Source organism: Arcicella sp. BE140, from assembly GCF_031456255.1.
Taxonomy (GTDB): Bacteria; Bacteroidota; Bacteroidia; order Cytophagales; family Spirosomataceae; genus Arcicella; species Arcicella aquatica.
The window spans coordinates 148124-170449 of the sequence record NZ_JAVDUE010000006.1 but is presented as its reverse complement, the minus strand read 5'-3'; the positions used below and the strand labels follow the sequence as shown (position 1 = coordinate 170449).

The following is a 22326-nucleotide window of genomic DNA, read 5'->3' as shown; positions in this document are numbered from 1 at the left end:
ATTGATTATCTCATTATATGATTTACCAGCCAGGATTTTGAGCAAATTCTAGATACAAATTCACGTCATTAACTTTTAATGGCAACCAATTATGCTTATCTGTGAACTTGCGCTCTAATATGACAGACTCTCTGATGTTCAACACTCTATTGTCTTTAGGGTCTTTCGCTGGATCCAATGTAGCTGCTCTATCAAATTCAATTGATTTTTTAAGCGTATAAGGATTTTTAGCAATCATCAACCAACGACGGAGGTCATTGAAGCGATGACCTTCAAAAGAAAGTTCTACAGCACGTTCACGTCTTAATTCTTCCATATACACATCCAGAGAACCTAAGAATTTGGCATCTACATGACCTACTCCTGCTCTATCTCTAATGACGTTGATAGCATCTACAGAAGTTTTAGAATAACTTCCTGCTTTACCCATAGCCGAGCCATAGCCCTGTGCAGCAGCTTCAGCGTACATCAGATAAATATCTGCCAAACGCATATATGGCAAGTGAATGTTAAGACTTTTATCATAACCATAGCCTTGGTCATACTTATTGGCTGTTCTTGGAACAAACTTAAAGAGTAAATATCCTGTGCGACTACCTGTTGAAATATCACGATAAGAACCTCCAGTATGTAAATTGGCATAACGGTTGTTCACTTCAGCAGCATTTGGAATACTCCCTGCTACCATTCTCACACCATCGAAAATAATATCATTGTAAAAACGTGGGTCTCTTCCTTTCCAAGGATATTCAGGATTATAACCAGACTCTGTGTCAGCTTTTGTAATATCCTTAATAGGCAATCCATTAGCCATTCCGTAGTTGTCAACATAATTGGCTGTTGGCAAAAATTTCACATCACCTTCACTGATAATCTGCGGGCTATATTGTTTACTCGTTCCCCAGTTTGAATTATTCGCACCATAGTATGGCCCTCTGAAAATAGCTTCAGTTCCACCCGGCATTTGCCAGTTCTGACCAGTCGTATAGAAGTTAGTATAATATTGTGCGAAAGGAAGTAAGCGGTAAGGAGCTTCTCCACTCTCACATAAATTAAGTAGTTCAGCAAATGCATCTGCTGCCTTTTTGCAATATTCAGCATTATAAGTAGTACCGCCGCCTGAGACCGAATTCATCAATGGACTACCAGCCCAAAGATAATTTTTCCCCAAATAGCCAAGTGCCATAATCTTGTTGATACGCAATGTGTTTTTACCCAATGTCCTCTTACCTGCCGTTGTGTTGTCCCAGTTAGTTGGTAATAAGTTGGCCGCTGCTCTGAAATCCGCAGCTGCTTTATCGGCACATTCGCTGTATTTAAGACGAGGTAAGGTTAGCTTCTGATCTCCAGGTAATACTTTGTCAATATATGGAAGTCCTCCAAAATACTGCATAAACATAAAGTGATACCAACCTCTAAAAAACAATAGCTGACCTTTAATTAAGTCTTTTTCTTCTTGTGTGGCATCAGTCAGTTTGTCTATATTTTCCAGACCTAAATTAGCCTTGCGGATACCATACCATCCAAGCCCCCAGAGTGATTTTGCAAAGCGGTCATCGTTGGTTGAATTACTGTTACGGTCCATCCATCCAGCTTGCCAGCCGTCAAAATTGCGTTGCCAGCCCCAAAAATCACCATTATCTATTTTTACACCAAAGTGAAAGTTTTGAGCTGTAGATTGGATTTCATCCTCTCCCCAGTTAAAAGAGTTGGTCCAGTAACCATTAGAAAAGTCTGGAATAGTATGATAGAGTTCTTCGGTAAATCCTTGAAAATTCACAAAGTTTTTAAAAGCATCTTTTTCAGACACAAGAGATTGAGGATCACGATCCAAAAAATCTGAGCATGAAGTAACTCCAAAAGTCATAGAACAAACTACAGCTACACACAAAAGTTTTATTCTCTTTTTCATGTTTTTATTAATTAATTAGAAAGTAATGTTTAAACCTAAATTATATCTCTTTACTGTTGGATAAGCTCCTTGTGAAGCCCAACCAGTTCCAGCAAAATTAGACTCCCTATCATCTGGCATTTTGCTCCAAGCAATAAGGTTATTACCATTTAGGTAGATTCGCAGACTACTAAGTCCTAATTTTCTACTAAGCTCAGGATTTACAGTGTATGCTATTTCAGCATTTTTTAATCTTACATAAGAGCCATCGTACATATACTGTGTGCCTCTATAGTCTCCGAAAGGTGTTGTTAACCAACGTGGAATAGGCGTTCCGCTAGTATTTGTTGGTGACCAGTATGCACCTTCTTGATAAACTGTATGGCTTTGTGAACTTAAACTTGTGAAAACCACTTGACGAGTAGCATTATTCACCGCATAGAACTGTACAAAAGCTGAAAATCCTTTCCAATCAAAGCCTAAAGTAGCGTTGTAGGTATTTTGTGGCCAGCCAGTATGTCCATAAGGAATTCTATCTTGCGTGTCAATAACTCCGTCTCCATTATAATCAACCAAGTAGTAGTTACCCAATAATTTTTGGTTGTCGTTTACATTGTGCATCGCACTTCCATACAACTGATCCCAACTATTATACATGCCTTTGCTTACGAATGAATAAGCTTGATCAATCTGCATACCTTCTGGTTTCTGATAATCTGGCAGTAATTCTGGCGTAGCACGTTCAATAATTTTGTTTTGCGTATGAGTCATGTTAAGGTCTGCCCACAAACGGAACTTCCCTACATTTTTATTAAAATGAAGTTCTAATTCATAACCGCTTGCTTTAACAGCACCTAAGTTTGCCACTGGCGGAGATGCCCCAAAATAACTTGGTACGTCTGATCTTCCTGATAATAAAATTTTACTTCTATTATCCTGAAAGAAGTCAGCCTTACCTTTCACAAAACCTCTGAAAAGTTCAAAGTCTAAACCCACATTGAATTTCTCTGATTGTTCCCACTGTACGGTTGGGTTACCAACTGTTGATTGAGAATACCAAGTATATGGGCTTTGTTCAGCTCCTTCACCACTTACACCCAATCTTGATGTTCCGCCGTAAGTCCATTGCTCAAGATACGGCCATCTTACCCCTAGGTTATCAAACCCTGTTTGTCCGTAAGACATACGTAATTTCATAGAATTGATAAATTTCACCGAATTCATGAATTTTTCGTTCGATATTACCCAGTTAGCACCCCCAGAAGAGAAAAAGGCAAAACGATAGTCTTTTGCAAATTGTTCAGAACCATTATAAGCACCATTGTACTCTACTGTGTATTTATTGTTGAATGTATAAGTAGTTCTAAACACCCAGTCTTCTCTATAAGAAGGAATTGTACTACCGCTAGCATACACGTTTCGGTTTGTTAAACCCATCAAAGTCACATTATGTAACCCTGCAAACGTTTTGTTGTAATTAAGCTGTAACTGGTAAAACAAACGACGCTGGCTAGCTCCGATAGTCCCCGCTGCTGGAGCCCACTTGATACCCTCTTGAAAGTCAAAACCTGTAATACCATCAACAGCCGATTGGTAAGTTTCAATACCAGTTTCAGGATTTACCCATTTACGTTGAGTACCATTATAAAGGTCATTAATACCACGATCTGATTCAACAAAAGTATTATCTAACGAGACAGTACCCGAAGCTCTCAAGCCCTTCACTAACATATCCAAATCTTGATCTAACGTAAAATCTGTCGTGATGCGGGCAGTAGTTTGATATTGTAAACCCCCAATTGCAAGACTTAATGCAGAGTTTTCTGCTTTAGCTTGGTTTGGATAGTAAAAGCCCCATGAACCATCAGAATATTGTGGTAAGAATAAATCTGGAGCAGCATTATACGCATCTATCCATGGGCCATACTGACTTCCTGTGAAACCCCATGGGCTTTTTCTAACGCCATAAGAACCCGAAAGGTTGGTTTTAAAAAGCGTAGTAGGCGTTAATTGAAAATCTAAATTACTACGAACATTCAGCCTATTGAAGCCAAAGCCTTGCTTGTACCCTCTTTTATTATCATAGATTTTAAATAAATCGGCTTCTTGTAAAAAATCTGCACTGGTAAAATATTTCACAAGATTTGTACCCCCGCTGATGTTCAAATTAGCATTATTAGATATCGCATAAGGTTTAAATAATGCTTCTTCCCAGTTAACATTTGGATAACGTTCTGCTTCCGCTAAATTTGCTGGATTACGATACTTATTAATAATTTGTTGAGGTAAGTAATCTCTCCACCCTTCTGGTCTTGTCGCAAGTTCATACTCAATTGCTTCATTTCTAATTCTTAAAGCATCATATGAATCATACTTTTCCGGTAATTTAGACGGAGCTTTTACAATGGTATTTACGACAGCTCTGATTGATGCTTTTCCCATTTTACCTCGTTTGGTAGTAATTAAAATTACACCATTGGCACCTCTAGAACCGAAAACGGCAGTCGCTGAAGCATCCTTAAGTACAGTAACTGTTTCAACAGAACTGATATCAACGCTGTTCATAGGACGCTCTACACCATCCACTAAAATGAGTGGGTCTGAGTTATTCCAAGAGCTACGACCACGAATGATAATCTGAGGATCTTCTGCACCTGGAAGACCAGTACTTGCATTCGTGATTAAGCCTGGTACATTTCCTGTTAACGCTGCACCAATACTTGAAACACCACCTGCACGCTCTAATTCTTTATTCGTTGTTTGGGTAACTGAAGCTACAACACCTTCTTTCTTTTGTTTTCCATAACCCACAACTACTACCTCATCTAATGCAGATTGAAATTCCTCTAACACTACATTAATACTTGTTTGGTTACCTACTAAAACCTCCTGTGTTTTATAGCCAACTGAGCTGAAAACCAAAGTTGTCTTTGGTGTGGCAGCAATGGAAAAAGTTCCATCTTTACTCGCGCTAACCCCACGGGTAGTACCCTTAACACTAACGGTTGCTCCAGGTATTCCTTCTCCTGAAGCGGACTTAATAGTCCCTTTTACTGTTTGAGCTTTTAATGAAAAGCTCGAAAAACCAATTAAAAGCGATATGCACCATACAACTAAGTACAGCTTTTTTCGCGTAATTGGAATAGATAAGTCAAATTGCTTCATACGACGATAAATATGATTCATTTAATAAATAATATAATATTTTCGTACAAAGTAAGAGAGTAGTATAAGAATACAGTAGCATAAATCTTTAAATATCTATACCAAATGTTCAGCATCGTAAGAAAGTGTTAATTTCACACGATAATTTTCTAAATAGTATACGTAGCAATAAGCTTTTGTCAAAAATATTTGGAAATTGTACCTCTAAAAGAAAAAATTTAAAAGAATTGAGAACTGTCTGGATAAACTAAAATTCATTATTTTAGGTGTTTTAGAGATAAAAATCGTGTGTTTTTAGTAGCCTAGAGGTCTCTTAAAGCTAATAATTGGCAACTTTTTAAACACTTTTTGATGTAAAAGTATTACTTAACAAAATCGCTACAAATTAATACTTTTGTGCTATAGTTTTGTAGAATAAATCCTCAAAATACTTTTAGTTGAACTAATGATTATTTTAAAGATGATATTTAATTTATAAAAAAATCATCTTCAGCATTAGCACCAAGTAATTAAAATCAACAGGTCATTAAAATATGTATTATACTCGTGATATTTTAGTACTATCTCGATTTCCTCTCTATAAACTTTTCATAATTTCTGCATTTTGATGACAGGCTTTACATAATAAAAGCCACCCAAAATATGAGTGGCTTTATGACAAAATAAAAACAGATACTATTTTTTACAAACTATTTTGAACCGAGTAATTCTTTTCTTTTGATGGCAATGCGTACTTTATCTACAATACTCTGAGCATTCAATCCGTATTTTTCCATCAATTGAGCAGGCGTTCCACTTTCACCAAAAGAATTATCTACACCAATCATTTCAATAGGTGCTATGTGGTTTCGGCTGAGTAATTGACACACCGCATCGCCTAATCCACCATTCAATTGATGCTCTTCGGCAGTGACAGCACACCCTGTTTTCTTTACAGAATTCAAAATTGCTTCTTCGTCCAATGGTTTAATCGTATGTATATTGATGATTTCTGCATCGATGCCTTCTTTCGCCAATATTTCTCCAGCCTGTATGGCTTCCCATACTAAATGGCCAGTAGCAAAAATGCTTACATCTTTCCCTTCATTCACCATCCAAGCCTTGCCTATTTCAAATTTTTGGTCGGGGTCTGTAAATACTGGAACGACGGGTCTGCCGAAACGAAGATAAACAGGACCTTCGTAGTCAGCGATTGCGATTGTTGCTGCTTTTGTTTGATTATAATCACATGGATTGATTACCGTCATCCCTGGCATAGCTCTCATCATAGCAATATCTTCCAAAATCTGGTGTGTTGCACCATCCTCTCCTAATGTTAATCCAGCGTGTGACACACAAATTTTCACATTACTGCCTGAGTAAGCAACGCTCTGTCTGATTTGATCATATACTCTTCCCGAACCAAAATTGGCAAAAGTAGTAGCATAAGGAATATAGCCTGCAATAGCCATCCCTGCCGATACGCCAATCATATTTGCTTCTGCAATACCACATTGAACAAATCTTTCAGGATTATCTTTAATGAATGCATCTAATTTTAAGGATGCCACTAAATCTGCGCAAAGTGCGACAACTTTTGGATTTGATTTGCCCAATTCTGCCATACCTGCTCCAAATCCAGAACGAGTATCTTTTTTTTCTGTGAAACTGTATTCTTTCATCTCTAAAATTATTTATTAGTAATCACCAATTGTTTCCTCTAACTGTAATAATGCTGTGTTCAACTGTTCATCATTAGGAGCAGCACCATGCCATTTATGCGTACCCATCATGTAGTCAACGCCATATCCCATTTCTGATTTCATTAGAATCATAATTGGCTTTCCTTGTCCTTTCAATTGTTTGGCTTGGGCTAATGCATCTAATGTTAATTGCATATCGTTCCCATTTTCTAACGTAATCGTGGCCCATCCGAAAGCTTCATATTTTGCTTTCAAATCTTTATTGCTCATTACTTTCTCTGTTGGCCCATCTATTTGCTGTTTATTCCAGTCAATGATAGCAATCAGGTTGTCGAGTTGATAATGTGCTGCAAACTGCGCTGCTTCCCATACTTGTCCTTCTTGCTGTTCGCCATCCCCCATCAATACATATATATTACGGTCATCTCCTCTCAGTCTCTTGGCTTTTGCTGCTCCAGCCGCTACTGACAAACCTTGTCCTAGTGAGCCAGAAGCAATACGAATACCCGGTAAATGTTCATGTGTAGCTGGGTGTCCTTGTAAACGAGAGTTTATTTTTCTGAAAGTAGCCAATTCTGCGGGAGCGAAATATCCACGGTGAGCCAAGACAGAATAGAATAATGGAGAAATATGTCCGTTAGATAAAAAGAATAAGTCTTCATTTTGTCCCGCACGAGAAAACTTCAAGTATCCGTCTGCTCCTTTTTCTTCATTAATTGTCATTTCATGAAAATAAAGTGCTACGACCAAATCAGTACATCCTAATGAACCACCAGGGTGCCCCGATTGACAAGCATGTACCATCCGTACAATATCACGGCGCACTTGCGAAGCTGTATTTTGTAATTGTTTTAATTCCATTTTATTTGTTATTACGTTTTCTTTTAGTCTTAGAAAAAACAGGTATTGTATATAACGGACTGGTATAAACGTGTGTGTTCATTTTATCATGCTGATGTTCAATACTGAAAGAATTCATATTTAAATTTTCTTTGCTGAAGTCTTAATTCTAATTACAGTAAGAGACATTGCCGGAGCAGCATAGTCAAAAACTTTATTTACAGTAACTGTTGAATACACAGGTGCAATGTTCTGTGGATGCTCTAACGTATTTTCGGCATTGGCATTTCCAGACAGCACAATTTGCGCTGCGCTACTCATATAGTTTTTGAATGTTGAAAGATTTACTTTCATACTTTTTGCTACATTGCTATTGTTGACGAATTTTAAAATAATATCACCCGTTTTGCTATCTTTTACACATGAAGCTGCAAGAGTAGTATCTTTAACATTTTGAGCAATAACATTATCATAATAATAATCTCCCTGATTGGTAGTAAACATCTTCTGAACATGATAATTGGGAGTAAGGCTGATTTTTGAGTTATCAAAAAATATCATATCTGTATTCCATTGAGTATGATTTTTCTTCGCCAACAAAGGAGCATACGATGCCATTCTTACGATATCCCCATTGCGTTCTAGCCCAGTCATATAAGCAGCTTCCGCAATAGCATTATACAATTTATTTCCCCATGAGGCATATTCACCTAAATAAACGCCAGATTTTTTTCTGTCATAAGTATCATAGCGATTCATATTTGAAAGAAACCACTTTGGGTCTTTATAATAATGTTCATCAATCATCGGAACATTGCTATTACTAGCAACTTGCCATCCCTTATCAAAATCTTCTCCGTCAGAAAATGGTCCAGAAGTACCAATAACAGTAATTTCTGGATGCTTCGCTCTTACAGCATCATAAATCATTTTAAAGCGAGCCTCAAATTCTGGCGTAATTTTATCTTCATTCCCTATTCCTACAAATTCAAGATTAAATGGTAGTGGATGACCAGCCGCCGCACGCTTTGCTCCCCACGTAGATGTTGCAGGGCCATTTGCCCATTCTATTAAATCTAGCACTTCTTGAATATACTCCTGCATTTCATCCATTGGCAAGGCTTTTTGTCCTGTCCCACCAATACGCCAAGTACCTCCTGAGTTCTGACAACTAACTGCTGCGGGCAATACAGGAAGTGGTTTTGCACCTATGTCTTCGCAAAACTGAAAATATTCATAATATCCCAAACCTGCCGTTTGATGATATCCCCAGATATTTTTTTGTTCTACACGTTGTTCTATTGGACCTACCGTATTTTTCCAACGATACATATTTCCTAGTCCATCGCCATGAGCAAGACACCCCCCTGGAAAACGAATGAAAGATGGTTTCATATCTGCCAATAATTGAGCTAAGTCTGCTCGTAGCCCATTCTGACGATTCAGGAAAGTCTTCTCAGGAAAAAGTGATACAACATCTAAGGCTATTTTTCCTTTTGTAGTAGCCAAAATAACTAATGAAGTACTGTCGTTACTCGCTGAAGCAGTAAGCGTAGCAGTATATTTATTCCAATCTTTAGTGTTAATATTTATTTTACTTTCGGCAACTACTTTCCCTTTTGGCGTTTGCAGACTAATTGTAATAGCAATGGGGTTTGATGAAAGCTGACGTGCAAACATTGAAAAAGAATATTTTTCACCTTGTTTTATTACGATATTTTCAAACCCATGATTTTTTACGCCAACACCTGCTTCTCCAACATGCTCAATATTCAATACCGCATAATGTGGATTGTTGGAATGCACAGGAGTACTGGTTTCAACATTAAGTGAGCCATACGAATACCCCGGAGTAGTGTATTCCCAGAAAGAAAGTGAGTGCCAATCTGTTCGGTCAGTTGGGCTGTATTCAAACGAGCGATTTTGTATCAATTCGGCATATAATCCTCCATCAGCAGCGTAGTTGATATCTTCAAAAAATAATCCGAATAAATAAGGACTGATTTTTTTTCCCGTTTCTGTCTTCTTTGTTTGTGATTGACCAAAACTAATTATTGCAGGAAAAATCAAGAAATACAACAAACATACTCGCATATATTTATACTTTTTACTTTGAGATATTTTCCTATTTTTTCCCATTTTTAACTGAAAGTTTATAATAACCAAAACAATATAAATCTATAACACACTAGAACAGTGTACGCAAAAAAATATTTTTAAAAATATGCCCTAATCACAAATGATTGTCGGGCTTTACTAGCAACTTCTTTTAAATGATATTTTAATAATAGTAAAAGCTTAATTTATAGTAAATAAATTTATAAACAAACAATATAACTAAAACAAGATAAGTATATAACACAGTAGAACACATAGCGCAAAAAAATATTTTCTACCAAAAAACAAAAATTAAACACATTTGAATTGTGTTAATTATACACAATTTCTATTACATATAACTAATATTAGCAAAGTTATCAATAAAATATAACTTGAACAACTTAAACTTTAATAAATTCAAGAAAAAATATAAGTAGGCCGTATCATTACTGTAAATGTCATATCTATATGTCTGATTATTAAGTAGTTCTTCCTAATAAATGAATTCTATCTATTGCTTTGACGTTCTCAAAAATATCAAAGTATATGCGATGGTCAGAATGTATTGATAGAAGACTATATTTTTGATTAAGGAGAAGACAGTTCTGAGAGAAGACAAGACGAGACGTGGTCTGACAAAAGCAAATCAAGCTATCGAAGAATCGATGATTTTGTTTCGCTTGATAAAGTTTTAATTGATTAATTAAAATTATACTTTTGTTCATAAGACAAATCCCTCTACTAAACTAGTGACTTGTTTAAGCAAAGGGATTTGTTATTTTGTTAGTTCCTTTATCAAAAAGGACTTATCATATAATTAACAGTACAAATCAAGGCTAATTTTTTAGCCTTGATTATTTGGAAGAGTATTCACGCATAAAACTAAGAAGAATCTCAAATTTTCTGACATTTCTCTTGGCTTGTAAAGGAAGTGGGTAGTATCTTTACTTTAATTTATAATCAGTCTAAATAAAGCGTCTGTAAAAATAGATAAAATGAAGAAAGTACAAGAATATGTCATAAGATTATTGCAAGTAGAAGTACTAATATCTAAATGCAAAGTTATGGTTACGCATAAAACGTATATTACATTGCGTTCATACTTGCAAAACTTGCCCCTCACTTTATCAACCTGAAATTACCCAATTAATTAAGACCAATATTTAGCATACACTAAACCTTTTGCTTTTCAAAAAATCTAAAGATTTAGTCAACAATTTAGTATCAATTATAACTACTTTAATTCAACATTATTCATTATGAAAAAATTATTTATTGTGGCAATAACTTTATTGACGTTTGCTGCAAAAGCTCAACAAAACACATTGTTAGAGCAATCGTTTTGGAGAAGTAAACCAACAGTGAGTACAGTAAAAGCAGAGGTGGAAAAAGGGAATAATCCTGCTCAACTCAATGGAGCAAGTTTTGACCCCGTGGTAATGGCTATTAATGCAAAAGTGCCCAATGAAACAATTCTATATCTTCTGTCTCAGCCTGGTAACGATATTACAAAGATAACGCATGATAGCCGTACCTATTTACACTGGGCAGCTTCTACTGGTAATGTGGAAATTATGGAGTATTTAATAGGGAAAGGTGCAAAAGCTGATATTGAAGATAGCCATGGAGCAACGCCTCTTAATTTTGCAGCTTCTGCTGGTCAGACGAATACACAAATTTTTGACTTATGTTTGAAAGCAGGTGCTAATTTAAAGAAAGATTTAACCAACGAGGGAGCGAATGCTTTATTATTAGTGGTTGCCAATGATAAAGACTTTACATTGACGAACTATTTCATCTCAAAAGGGCTAGATTTAAAAAGCACTGACGCTAATGGAAATAATGCTTTCAGTTATGCAGCCAGAAGTGGTAATATAGAAATCTTAAAGGCTCTTTTACAAAAAGGAGTCCCTGCTACAGATAATGCCATGATTATGGCGGCACAAGGTACACGTCAAGGCGCTAATACAATAGAGACATTTCAGTACTTAGAAAGCTTGAAGCTAAAACCAACAGCAACGAATAAAAATGGGGAAAATGCATTGCATTTTATTGTTAGAAAACCGAAGCAACACGATATTATTCAATATTTTTTGAGCAAAGGAACCGACGTTAACCAAGCAGATAGCGAAGGGAATACTGCATTTATGACTGCCGCACTTGGTAGCCGTGATACTACAGTATTAGCGTTGTTACTTCCAAAAGTAAAAAACATCAACCAAGGTAATCAAAAAGGTGTTACAGCATTGGCAATGGCTGTGCGTAGTAACTCTCCTGACGTAGTTCGTTATCTGATTAACCAAGGGGCTTCTATACAGGTTGCAGATAAGAATGGCGACAATTTGGCAGCTTACCTTATTTTATCATATAGTAGTGGCGAAGGAAGAGGTCCGAATGGCCCTAAACCAGAAGATTTTGAAACAAAACTAAAGCTATTACAAGCAAAGGGATTGAACGTATTAGCACCACAAAAAAATGGAAATACGCTTTATCACTTGGCCGTAGCTAAAAGCGACTTATCCCTTTTGAAACGTCTTCAACCTTTGGGTATTGATATCAACGCTAAAAATAGCGAAGGAATTACAGCGTTACATAAAGCGGCGATGATTGCCAAAGATGATAATATCCTAAAATATTTGGTGTCAATTGGAGCAGCAAAGGATGCTCAGACTAATTTTAAAGAAACAGCTTTTGACTTAGCGAGTGAAAATGAAACACTTTCTAAAGCTAAAATTTCCATTAATTTTCTTAAATAAACTATGCAATTATTTCGTAAAGCAACCTTACTCCTTGTGCTAATGTTTTTTGTTTCATTAGCAACATCGGCACAAAATACAGGTACCAGCAAGTACAAATGTATGATTCAGATGACAAACTATATGGGTGAAGGAGCCTATTTAGTTGTTTCGCTTGTAGATGCGAAAGATAATTATCAAAAAACATTGTATGTACTTGGTTCTGACAAAAAATGGTATCGAAATTTAAAAGAATGGCATAAAGCTTTTGCTAAAAAACCAACTAATATTAGTGCCATTACTGGAGCATCAGTAACGGGAGGTGATAGAAGTGTTGTGGTTTTAGAATTGGACAATGCCACTATTAATTCAAACTATAAATTGCGCTTCGAAACAGCGGTAGAAGATAAGCCTTATTATGTAAAAGACTTAGAAATCCCACTGACAACCGAAAGCCTTTCTGCTAAAAGCGAAGGTACTGGATATATCCGTTACGTACGCTTTAGCGCTAACCAATAGTAGATATTTATGATAATTTCTCTTTGGAGATACAGCCACTTAGTATTGGCTGTATCTTCTTTTCTATTTTTAACCTTAGCTGCTGTGACGGGTCTTATTTTGGCCTTTGAACCCGTAGTCAATCCTACTAATACCTATCGGGTTAATGATTTTTCACAGATTACGCTTGCTCAGACACTTCCAATTCTTAAAACAAACTATCCAGACCTTATTGAACTAACGGTCGAACCGAATAATGTAGTGAGCATAAATGGTAGCGATGCGGATGGCAAAAATATCCATGCTTATGTAAATCCATTAACGGGTAAACTGTTGGGTGATTACCGAGAAAAGAATGCTTTTTTTCAATGGACAACTACCTTACACCGCTCACTTTTTTTGCATGAAACGGGTCGTTTAATAATGGGTTTTACCGCATTTATCCTATTATTAATTACGCTTTCGGGGCTGATGTTATTAATTCAAAGGCAACGTGGTATCAAGCGAATATTTACGCGTATTATTCGCGAAGACTTTGCTCAATATTACCACGTAGTACTAAGCAGGTGGGCCATTATACCAATTATTATCATTGCTTTTACAGGCGCACATTTATCGCTGAACAGATTTGGGAGCAAAGAGGCTCCTAAAGTAAATCTTGATGTAAACATTGATGACATCAAAACACAACCAGTACAAAAGCCAGCAGATTTTACTTTATTTAAAAATATCAAGCTTTCAGCAGTAAAAAGTATTGAGTTTCCTTTTTCGGAAGATGTAGAAGAGTATTATGTCATCAAACTTAAAGACAGAGAACTCGCTGTCAATCAAATTACGGGGGATGTCCTCAGTCAAGTAGTATACCCTACCTCACAGCAACTTGCCGACTTAAGTTTATCCATACATACTGGTAATATCAATATTGTTTGGGCAATTATTTTAGCCTTGGCGTCTGCTAATATTCTCTTTTTTATTTATTCTGGATTTCGTATTACTTGGAAGCGAAGAGCAACTTCTATTAAAAATAAATATTCAGCCAAAGAAAGTAATTTTATCATCTTGGTTGGTTCTGAAAATGGTAGCACTTTCCGCTTTGCTCAAGCTATTTATAATGAACTGGATAGTCAAGGGAAAACAGTTTTTATGGGAAATATGAATCATTATGCTCTTTTCCCAAAAGCTGAACAACTACTTGTCATTACCTCTACCTACGGGCTAGGAGAAGCGCCGAGTAATGCTCTAAAATTCAAATCGTTGCTCGAACAATACCCTCAGAATCAGTCAGTACAATTTTCAGTAGTAGGTTTTGGTTCGCATGCTTATCCAGATTTTTGTAAGTTTGCTTTCGAAGTAAACCATTGGTTATTGCATCAGCAGTGGGCTAAGCCATTGGTTGATGTGCATACTATCAATGACAAATCAGAACAGGAGTTTAGTATTTGGGCTGAGGCTTGGTCACAACAAGCAGGTATTCCTCTTTCGCCTAAAATGGTAAAAGCAGAGCCAGCATCGCTAGAAGCTTTTGAAGTGATGGACACTACTTCTGAGAAGTCTGTTGATGACACATTTTTAATTCGTTTTGAAGCTAAAAGAAAATTGCGTGCCAAATCTGGCGACTTATTGGCAATATATCCTGCAAATGATCATCGGGAAAGACTTTATTCTGTTGGTATTTGTGAAAAGCAGATACAGCTAAGTGTGAGACTTCATCCTGAAGGACTAGGTTCTGGCTTTTTGCATAGACTAAAGGCGGGAGAAACTATTCAAGCACGTGTTATCCAAAATAAGCATTTCCATTTTCCTAAAAATGCAACTAGTGTAGTGATGATTTGTAATGGAACAGGTATTGCTCCTTTCTTAGGAATGATTAGCCAGAATAAGCGAAAGGTTCCTTGTTATCTTTACGGAGGTTTTAGACAGCAAATTTCTTTAGAAAAATATGCTCCTATTTTAGAGTCATCTTTAGAAAATAAAGGTCTCATCCAGTTTCATACGGCTTTCTCACGAGAAACGGCACTTAATAAACAATACATTGGCGAGTTGATTGCTAGAGATAGGGATTTCATCGCCCAAACATTGGCTTCAAAAGGAGTAATAATGTTGTGTGGGTCATTATCTATGCAAAAAGGTGTTATTGAAATTATTGATGAAATCTGTCAATCACAACTTGGTAATGATGTTAGCTTTTATCAGTCTAGAAGCCAGATACTGATGGACTGTTATTAAATAACTGGAAAGGAAATATGAAAAAAATATTGATATGTCTTCTTTTGTTAAGTTTTGGTAGCACAGCACAAGTGTTGCGAAAAAGGACGGTAAAATTGATGGGAGGTCGATTTGATATTACAATAGTGGCTAAAGATTCGTTATCGGCTGAGGAAAATATAGATGCCGTCATCGCTGAAATAACTCGGATAGAGAATCTTATTTCCGACTGGAAAAGCGATACTCAGATTTCGGAAGTAAACAGAAATGCAGGGATTGCAGCCGTAAAAGTTGACCCAGAAGTATTTCGATTGACAGAAAGAGCCATCCATTTTTCTGAAATAACCAATGGCGCTTTTGATATTAGCTTTGCAGCGATGGATAGAATCTGGAAGTTTGATGGCTCAATGACTCAAATGCCAACTCCTGAGGCCATTAAGAAATCTGTTGAAAAAGTTGGATACCGTAATATTATATTAGACTCCCAGAACTCTACTATTTTCCTAAAGCTAAAAGGCATGAAAATTGGCTTTGGAGCTTTGGGAGAAGGATATGCTGCCGACCGTTGTAGAGATATGATGCTAGCCAAAGGCATTAAGGCTGGTATAGTAAACGGCTCAGGCGATATGAGTACTTGGGGGAAGCAACCCAATGGAAAACCTTGGGGCGTAGGTATAACCAATCCAATTCATAAAGACACGATATTTGCTGTTATACCGCTCTACAAAAGTGCTGTGGTAACTTCTGGAAGTTATGAAAAATATGTTATTTTCAACGGCAAGCGATATGCTCATATTATCAATCCAGTGACGGGGTATCCAGCTACTGGATTATGCAGTGTAACCGTTTTGGGACCTAGTGCCGAAATGGCCAACGGTTTTAGTACATCTGTAATGGTGTTGGGTAAAGACCTTGGGCTTGCTCTTTTAAAAAAATATCCTGCCTATAAAGCGATACTTATCACAGATGAAGGCAAAATACACTCTACTACTAATATTGATATCAATAAGTATAAATTAGAATAGGTATGGATACTAAAGTAGTGAGTGAAACTTGTTAAAATAATCCACTGAATAAGCTTGTAAATAGCTTATTCAGTGGATTATTTATTGTTACCTAGCCAAAATAATCATTCCTAATCCTAAGAGATAAAAAAGTAACATTATATTGAGTAAAACATTCGTGCTTTTACTAGCATTTTTGAATTCCTTCCAAACATAAATCCCCCAAATAGCTGCAACAATAGTTGCTCCTTGACCAAGTCCATACGAAATAGCAGGTCCAGCTTTTCCACTAGCAATAATATTGAATGCCATACCTAAACACCAAATCGTTCCGCCCAAGACCCCAAAACTATGATTTTTGAAACTCCCTTGCCAATATGCCTTATAATTGAGTGAATCGCCCACAAACGGACGATAAATCAATATAGTGTTGAAGATAAAATTGCTTAATAATATTCCAATGGCAAAAAAGAAAATAGCCGTATAGGGACTCAATTTACCAACTTCTGGTACTTCAAAATCTGGAAACATGGCATTGGCTACGTATTTATAAAACAAGCCCATCAACAAACCACTTATTACAGACAGTGCCAATCCCTTCGTTGAAACCTTAGCACTTTCCGAAGAATTACGATACACTTTTGCATTCAGCAAAATTGCCAACGTGATAAGCCCTACTCCTATCGCCAAAAGAATTCCATTGCCTAGTGGATGGTCTAAATAATTAACAATTACCCCAATGACTAATGCTAAACCTATACCTACAGGAAACGCTACAGACATCCCTGCAATGTCCATCGCAGCGGTTAGTAAGATATTCGCAGCATTGAAAATAATGCCACCAATAATGGCAGAACCAATATTTTCATTAGAAGCTTGTTGGAAATCCCTCAAGAAATCCCTTCCTTTTTCACCATGACTACCAAGGGTAATTGCCAAAATAAAAGATGTTAGTAGAATCCCTAATACGTAATCCCAATAAAAAAGCTCGAAACGCCAGTTGTTTGCCGTGAGTTTTTGAGTATTGGCCCAAGACCCCCAGCAGAGCATCGTAATTAGACAGAAGAATACAGCCGTGGAGTAATTTTCAATGATAAACATGTCTTCTAATATTGAGTGGTTTATTGTTTGGGTTTGATAGGCTGACCAAATCTAAATACATTTTCATTAGCTGTACTATTGGGTTGGTCGCTATAAATTAAAATATCTGTTATTCTACAATCGTGTTCAGCAGAAGGGTTCAATAATTTTAAGGATACCGTATGTTTTCCTTTTGGGAGCTTGTACTTCCATGTCAATTCGTGTCTTCTGGTAGTAAATGAAGTGGGTAACTTTGCTGTTTCGAACAGTTTGCCGTCTATATATACTTCCATCTCAAAAACATAATTACTGGTTGATGCCCATTTTGCTGTTTCGCCTTTTACAACAAAGCCTGTTCCTTCAAAATCAAAGGAATATTCATCTTTCAAAGATTTGTACACATACTTTCTATCGATAGGATAAGTGTTGTCAAAACTTTTTTCAAAAGGTACTGCTACTGGTATTTGTATTGGAATCGTTACAGATTCTTTGAGAACCTTCCCTCCATTACGTTCTATATTTAAAAGAGCATGTTTGTAACCAACTTCATAAACCTTGTTCAAAGACGTAGAAGTATATTTAAAGTCGATGTCTTCCGCTTCTTTCAAGCCCATTTTCCAATAAGCTGGAATGGCATCATAGCCCAAGATTGTTCCTAAAATTCCTCCTGCCGAAGATGGGTTACAATCAGCGTCTTGACCACAACGGGTAGTGATTTCCATCGTTTTAGTAAAATCACCATTGCCATACAATAGTCCTACTACTACATAGGCTGAATTAATGGTAGCATCAATATTAAAAGGGGCAAAAACGCCATCTGGACAACCTACATCTTGCGACCATTTATTTTGAATTTCATACCAAGTTCTTTTCCAGTCGTTCGGATACATTTTATGCCATTTAATCACATCCGCAATGCATTTATAATAATTGCTTTCTTTAGGAACAGTTTTTAACGCTTCCTGAACCACATAACGAACATCTTTTGAGACAAAAGCCAAAGCGTAACAAGCACCTAAATAAACCCCACCATAATAGCCATCGCCATAATTCATGATGTGCCCGATTTTATCAGAAATCTTAGAGGCAGTATTGGGCATGGCAGGAGACATCAAGCCTGCGAAATCACATTCGATTTGATAGTCTATACAATCAGCATGTGGGTTATTTTCCCAATAGCCTGATTGTGGGGGCATGATTCCGTTCAAAATGTTACTTCGCCCTACTTGATTAGCGTGCCAAAGAGCGTAGCCCGCATTGGCATAAGCTTTGGCATGAGAATTTACTGGAGCATCGAGTCCTTCTTTTTCAAAAACTTCTACAAAGGTTAAATCCATGTATAAATCATCGTAGAGTCCGGGATTTTCTAACATCATTTTTTTGAGATAACCATCATACCAAGGCACAGGTTGATATTCGTTGATGATAGTCCCATTGTATTTGAATTCCATCGGTCCTCCGAAGGTTACGCCAATGGTCTGTCCAGCCCAACCACCCTTTATTTTATTTTTAAGGTCTTTCTGAGAGATGGTAATTGTTTTTGCCGTCTGAGCAATGCTACAGCATGCGGTTGAAAGTAAAGCAATTAATAATAGTATTTTTTTCATGTGTATCAATCTAGTTTTCAATAGTTTTACGTTTAAAGTAGTCATGGAAAAACTCACAACAATTATTAAATCACCATTCACTAACTCACAGCTAATTCCTTGCGATATGGAATAGAAGATTGTGCTCCCATCTTTTTTACCGAGGCTGCTGCTGCTTTGCAAGCAAATTGTACTGCTTCCTTCAACGACATTTTTTCAAATAATCCTACAGCCAAAGCACCATTAAAACAATCTCCGGCGGCAGTGGTGTCAACAGCTTCTACTTTTACTGAATCTACCATTCCCTCAAACTCATCAGATAAAATATAAGCTCCTTTTGAGCCACGGGTAATCACTACATGCTTCACCCCTTTTTCTCTGAGAATATTAGCGGCTTTTCGCAGTCCGTCTTCATTGACCACAGATATTCCTGTAAGGATTTCTGCCTCCGTTTCGTTAGGGGTGATTACTGTTAAATATTTTAAAATGTCTTCTTTGAGCGGAGTGGCTGGAGCAGGGTTTAGGATAATCGTCGCTTCAGTTTGATGCAATTTATTAACCACGTATTCCACCGTTTCGAGGGGTGTTTCTAATTGCATCAATATTAAATCATCCTTGTCAAATATGGCACTGGCTTTATCTATATTGGCGGGTGATAGAAAAGCATTTGCCCCAGGAGCAACCGTAATACAATTTTCTCCTTGTATATCTACATTAATTAAAGCAACCCCCGAAGGTTGTTCTGCATCAGTAAACACAAAATCTGTTTGAATACCTTCTTTTTCAAATTGCTGTAAAGCCATTTTACCAAAAACATCATTGCCAACTTTACAGATAAAAACCGTCGGACAGCCTAACCTAGCAGACGTAACGGCTTGATTTGCTCCTTTCCCTCCCGGGTTCATCAAAAATTTTCCACCCATGACCGTTTCACCGGGCAAGGGTAATTTTGGTGCTTTTATCACCATATCTGTATTTGAACTACCTATTATAATAATCTTACGCATTTGTATTCTTTTTTTTATACAAAAATACCTTTTATTAATTCAATTAAAAGTAGAATTTTTATCATTTTTAGTCATAGCTAAAATTAATATTCTTAATCTTTATTTGTATTTTTAGCGATTTAAATGGAATAATAATTCTATAATATAAATATGGCTAAATCTGAACTCTTACTTTTACATAAATTAATACAATCCTTATCAAAAGCAGAAAAGAGGTATTTCAGGTTAACGACGCAAATGCAAGAAGGGCCTAAAACTTTTATGCAACTTTATGATATTCTGGATAGTTGTTCAAATTTTGAGGAAGAAGCAACTCAAAGAGTAGCAAATGAACTCACATCAAAATCTATAGAACCCGCAAGAAAGTATTTGTATGCCAATATTTTAAAAAGTCTGAGATTATTTGAAGAAGAAAATTCGCTTGAAAGTCAACTTTTAAACATGATTCAGGAATGTAAAATCCTATTCAACAAGGGACATATTGATTTGTATAATAAGCGATTAGCCAAAGCCATTCAACTTTCAGCTAAACATGATAAACATCTTTTTTACTTACTACTCAGTAAATTAGAACTACAAAACTTGGTAAGTCTACAGTTTTCTGACATTAGTGAAACAGCGCTTATACGTAAGCAGGAACAATTCAAAGCCTTGTTAAAACAAGAAAATATCCATCACGAGCAAGCCATGCTTTATGAAATACTTTGGTTTAGGTATCTCAAAAATGGGATGGTCAGAAGTTCGGCGGATATTGAAAAGCTCAATGATTTACTGTTAGAAGAAAGTCAGATTTTACAGCAAGCAAGACAAAAAACATTTGAGTCAAAACGGTTGCACTTACAATTTCAGTCCACTTACTTTTTAGCAGTAGGCAATTCAAAAGGGAGTATCGCTATTTTTTATGAGTTGATAGATTTATTTGAGCAACATCAAACACTTTGGATAGACAACCCAATGTATTACATCTATTGCATTGAAGGTATTTTAACCGATTTAAGAGCCATGGAAAAATGGGAAGAGATGGCTTTTTTTATAGCGAAACTCCAAAACATTCCAGCCCTCAATGAAAGTTCCAGATACTATTTACAAGTACTTATTTTTTCATATCAAGTTAACCTTCATAACGATTTAGAACAAACCCATCAAGGACTAGCATGGGTAAACAATCAGCTAAGCGAAATTCAAAAAAGCATAGCACAAGTACCCGTCAAGCTTCAAATCAAAGCTTACTATGCTTTGGCTAGGCTTTACTATTTTACAAAAGATTATACCATAGCACTGCAATATGTCAACGAGATTCTAGCTGCTTTTCAAGAAGACCTCGGCACATCATTGTATGCTGAAATTAGGATATTGAATTTATTGATTCATCATCGTTTAGGTAATTTTGATTACTTAAGTTATGATTTGCTATCGCTAGAAAGAAAATTGAAAATCGAAAAGAAATACCATGCCCTTGAAAAAGTAATCATTCAAGTGTTCAGAAACGTATTTACATTAAATAATCGTTCTCAAAAACTATGGAATACGTTTAATGACCTTTCAAAAATGCCCTATCATCAACCCATTATCAAAAATCTGAAATTAGATAAATGGGTATATAGTCGATTGTTTGAGAAGCATAGAAACGAATAAATTATCCTCAATTAAGCATTATATCTCTCTTTCAACAAATTCATCATATATACATTTATTTCCCATTGGTTAGCTACAGGCATTTGTGTATAAGGCAGTGCGGGCATATAAGTAGCAGGGCCAAATTCGGTAGTGATAGTAAGCTGTGTTCCTTGTTGTCGATGCATTGCTACGACTTTGTCCCACCAAGCCAGATGTATATCTAAGGTTTCTTTCCATTCTGGGGCTCTTGGGTCGTTAACTTGTGGTCCTTCAGGGTGGCCTACTCTGCTATGAATGTGATTGGCATGGTCTATCGCTAGGGTTACAGCTTCTTGCTGATCATCCAATAATGACTCGTGGACGTTACACCAATGAGAAATATCTAAACAAATCCGCAAAGCTGGGAGTTGAGTTAGATATTCCTGCGTAATATGGGCTGCAAAAAGACTTTTACCTCGATGAGTTTCATGAATAATTGTAACCCCTGTTTCCTCAGAAATCCTACTGGCTAGTTCAAATAACTGTTTATTTTGTTCAAAAGTAAAGTAGTCTTTTCCAGTTTGACAGTTAATGAAAATAGGTTTAGCCGAAATAAGGTTTCTCAAATACTTTTCATAATTATGAGCATGTTCACCTAAATCTTTTTCATGAGATTGCCAATATTGACCGATAAGCTCAAGGTCAAAATCATGTAAGGCAGCCAGTATTTCAGCTTTTTCTTTTTCATCAAAAGGTAAAGCCATTTCTACACCGTCGTATCCTGCTCTCTTTACGTTGTGACAAAAAGTTTCAAAAGGAAGTACATTGCCCCAATGAGGAGCATAAAATTTAATATTCATGAATGATGGTTTACACGTTACTGCCATGCTAAATTAATTCAAAGCCCCTAATTCATCAGAAACATAATAACTCAAGA

14 protein-coding genes are annotated in these 22326 nt (G+C 36.5%); 5 read left to right on the top strand and 9 right to left on the bottom strand.

What is annotated here, in order from left to right; genetic code table 11:
* Positions 1-22 precede the first annotated feature (22 nt).
* From J2Y60_RS11265 to J2Y60_RS11245, 5 genes are all read right to left on the bottom strand, one after another.
* Entirely contained in the window at positions 23-1912 is a 1890-nt protein-coding gene (locus J2Y60_RS11265) for a RagB/SusD family nutrient uptake outer membrane protein (RefSeq protein WP_309917731.1), read from the bottom strand.
* Positions 1913-1927: 15 nt separating this feature from the next.
* Positions 1928-5077: a TonB-dependent receptor gene (locus J2Y60_RS11260; protein WP_309917734.1), complete on the bottom strand. Its 3150-nt coding sequence runs from the start codon at positions 5075-5077 to the stop codon at positions 1928-1930.
* Positions 5078-5745: 668 nt separating this feature from the next.
* Entirely contained in the window at positions 5746-6717 is a 972-nt protein-coding gene (locus J2Y60_RS11255; protein WP_309917735.1) for a transketolase family protein, read from the bottom strand.
* Between the two features lie 15 nt (positions 6718-6732).
* Positions 6733-7599 carry a transketolase gene (locus J2Y60_RS11250; RefSeq protein WP_309917738.1) on the bottom strand — a complete coding sequence of 289 codons (867 nt, stop codon included), beginning with the start codon at positions 7597-7599 and terminating at the stop codon, positions 6733-6735.
* Positions 7600-7719: 120 nt separating this feature from the next.
* On the bottom strand, positions 7720-9717 hold the full coding sequence (locus J2Y60_RS11245) for an alpha-L-arabinofuranosidase C-terminal domain-containing protein (protein ID WP_309917742.1): 1998 nt from the start codon (positions 9715-9717) through the stop codon (positions 7720-7722).
* 1220 nt (positions 9718-10937) lie between these two features.
* On the opposite strand from J2Y60_RS11245, the gene J2Y60_RS11240 reads away from it, so the two are divergent.
* Genes J2Y60_RS11240 through J2Y60_RS11225 form a run of 4 tightly spaced genes read left to right on the top strand, consistent with a single transcriptional unit; the run spans position 10938 to position 16141 of the window.
* A complete protein-coding gene (locus J2Y60_RS11240) occupies positions 10938-12434 on the top strand; it encodes an ankyrin repeat domain-containing protein (RefSeq protein WP_309917745.1) in 1497 nt (498 codons plus the stop codon).
* A gap of 3 nt (positions 12435-12437) precedes the next feature.
* Positions 12438-12932 carry a DUF2271 domain-containing protein gene (locus J2Y60_RS11235; RefSeq protein WP_309917749.1) on the top strand — a complete coding sequence of 165 codons (495 nt, stop codon included), beginning with the start codon at positions 12438-12440 and terminating at the stop codon, positions 12930-12932.
* A 9-nt stretch (positions 12933-12941) separates the two neighbouring features.
* Positions 12942-15137 carry a PepSY domain-containing protein gene (locus tag J2Y60_RS11230; protein WP_309917752.1) on the top strand — a complete coding sequence of 732 codons (2196 nt, stop codon included), beginning with the start codon at positions 12942-12944 and terminating at the stop codon, positions 15135-15137.
* Positions 15138-15154: 17 nt separating this feature from the next.
* Positions 15155-16141 carry an FAD:protein FMN transferase gene (locus J2Y60_RS11225; RefSeq protein ID WP_309917755.1) on the top strand — a complete coding sequence of 329 codons (987 nt, stop codon included), beginning with the start codon at positions 15155-15157 and terminating at the stop codon, positions 16139-16141.
* An 87-nt stretch (positions 16142-16228) separates the two neighbouring features.
* Here J2Y60_RS11225 and J2Y60_RS11220 read toward each other — a convergent pair whose 3' ends face one another.
* The 3 genes from J2Y60_RS11220 to rbsK form a co-directional block, all read right to left on the bottom strand.
* Positions 16229-17221, bottom strand: coding sequence for a GRP family sugar transporter (locus J2Y60_RS11220; protein ID WP_309917756.1), 993 nt, complete (start codon positions 17219-17221; stop codon positions 16229-16231).
* Positions 17222-17241: 20 nt separating this feature from the next.
* Positions 17242-18807 carry an ADP-ribosylglycohydrolase family protein gene (locus J2Y60_RS11215; protein ID WP_309917759.1) on the bottom strand — a complete coding sequence of 522 codons (1566 nt, stop codon included), beginning with the start codon at positions 18805-18807 and terminating at the stop codon, positions 17242-17244.
* An 80-nt stretch (positions 18808-18887) separates the two neighbouring features.
* A complete protein-coding gene (gene rbsK / locus J2Y60_RS11210; RefSeq protein ID WP_309917762.1) occupies positions 18888-19793 on the bottom strand; it encodes a ribokinase in 906 nt (301 codons plus the stop codon).
* A 150-nt stretch (positions 19794-19943) separates the two neighbouring features.
* Here rbsK and J2Y60_RS11205 point away from each other — a divergent pair, with 150 nt between their 5' ends.
* Entirely contained in the window at positions 19944-21428 is a 1485-nt protein-coding gene (locus tag J2Y60_RS11205) for a hypothetical protein (protein WP_309917765.1), read from the top strand.
* Between the two features lie 11 nt (positions 21429-21439).
* Here the strand turns inward: J2Y60_RS11205 and J2Y60_RS11200 are convergent, their stop codons facing one another.
* Entirely contained in the window at positions 21440-22249 is an 810-nt protein-coding gene (locus tag J2Y60_RS11200) for a TIM barrel protein (RefSeq protein ID WP_309917768.1), read from the bottom strand.
* Between the last annotated feature and the right edge of the window lie 77 nt (positions 22250-22326).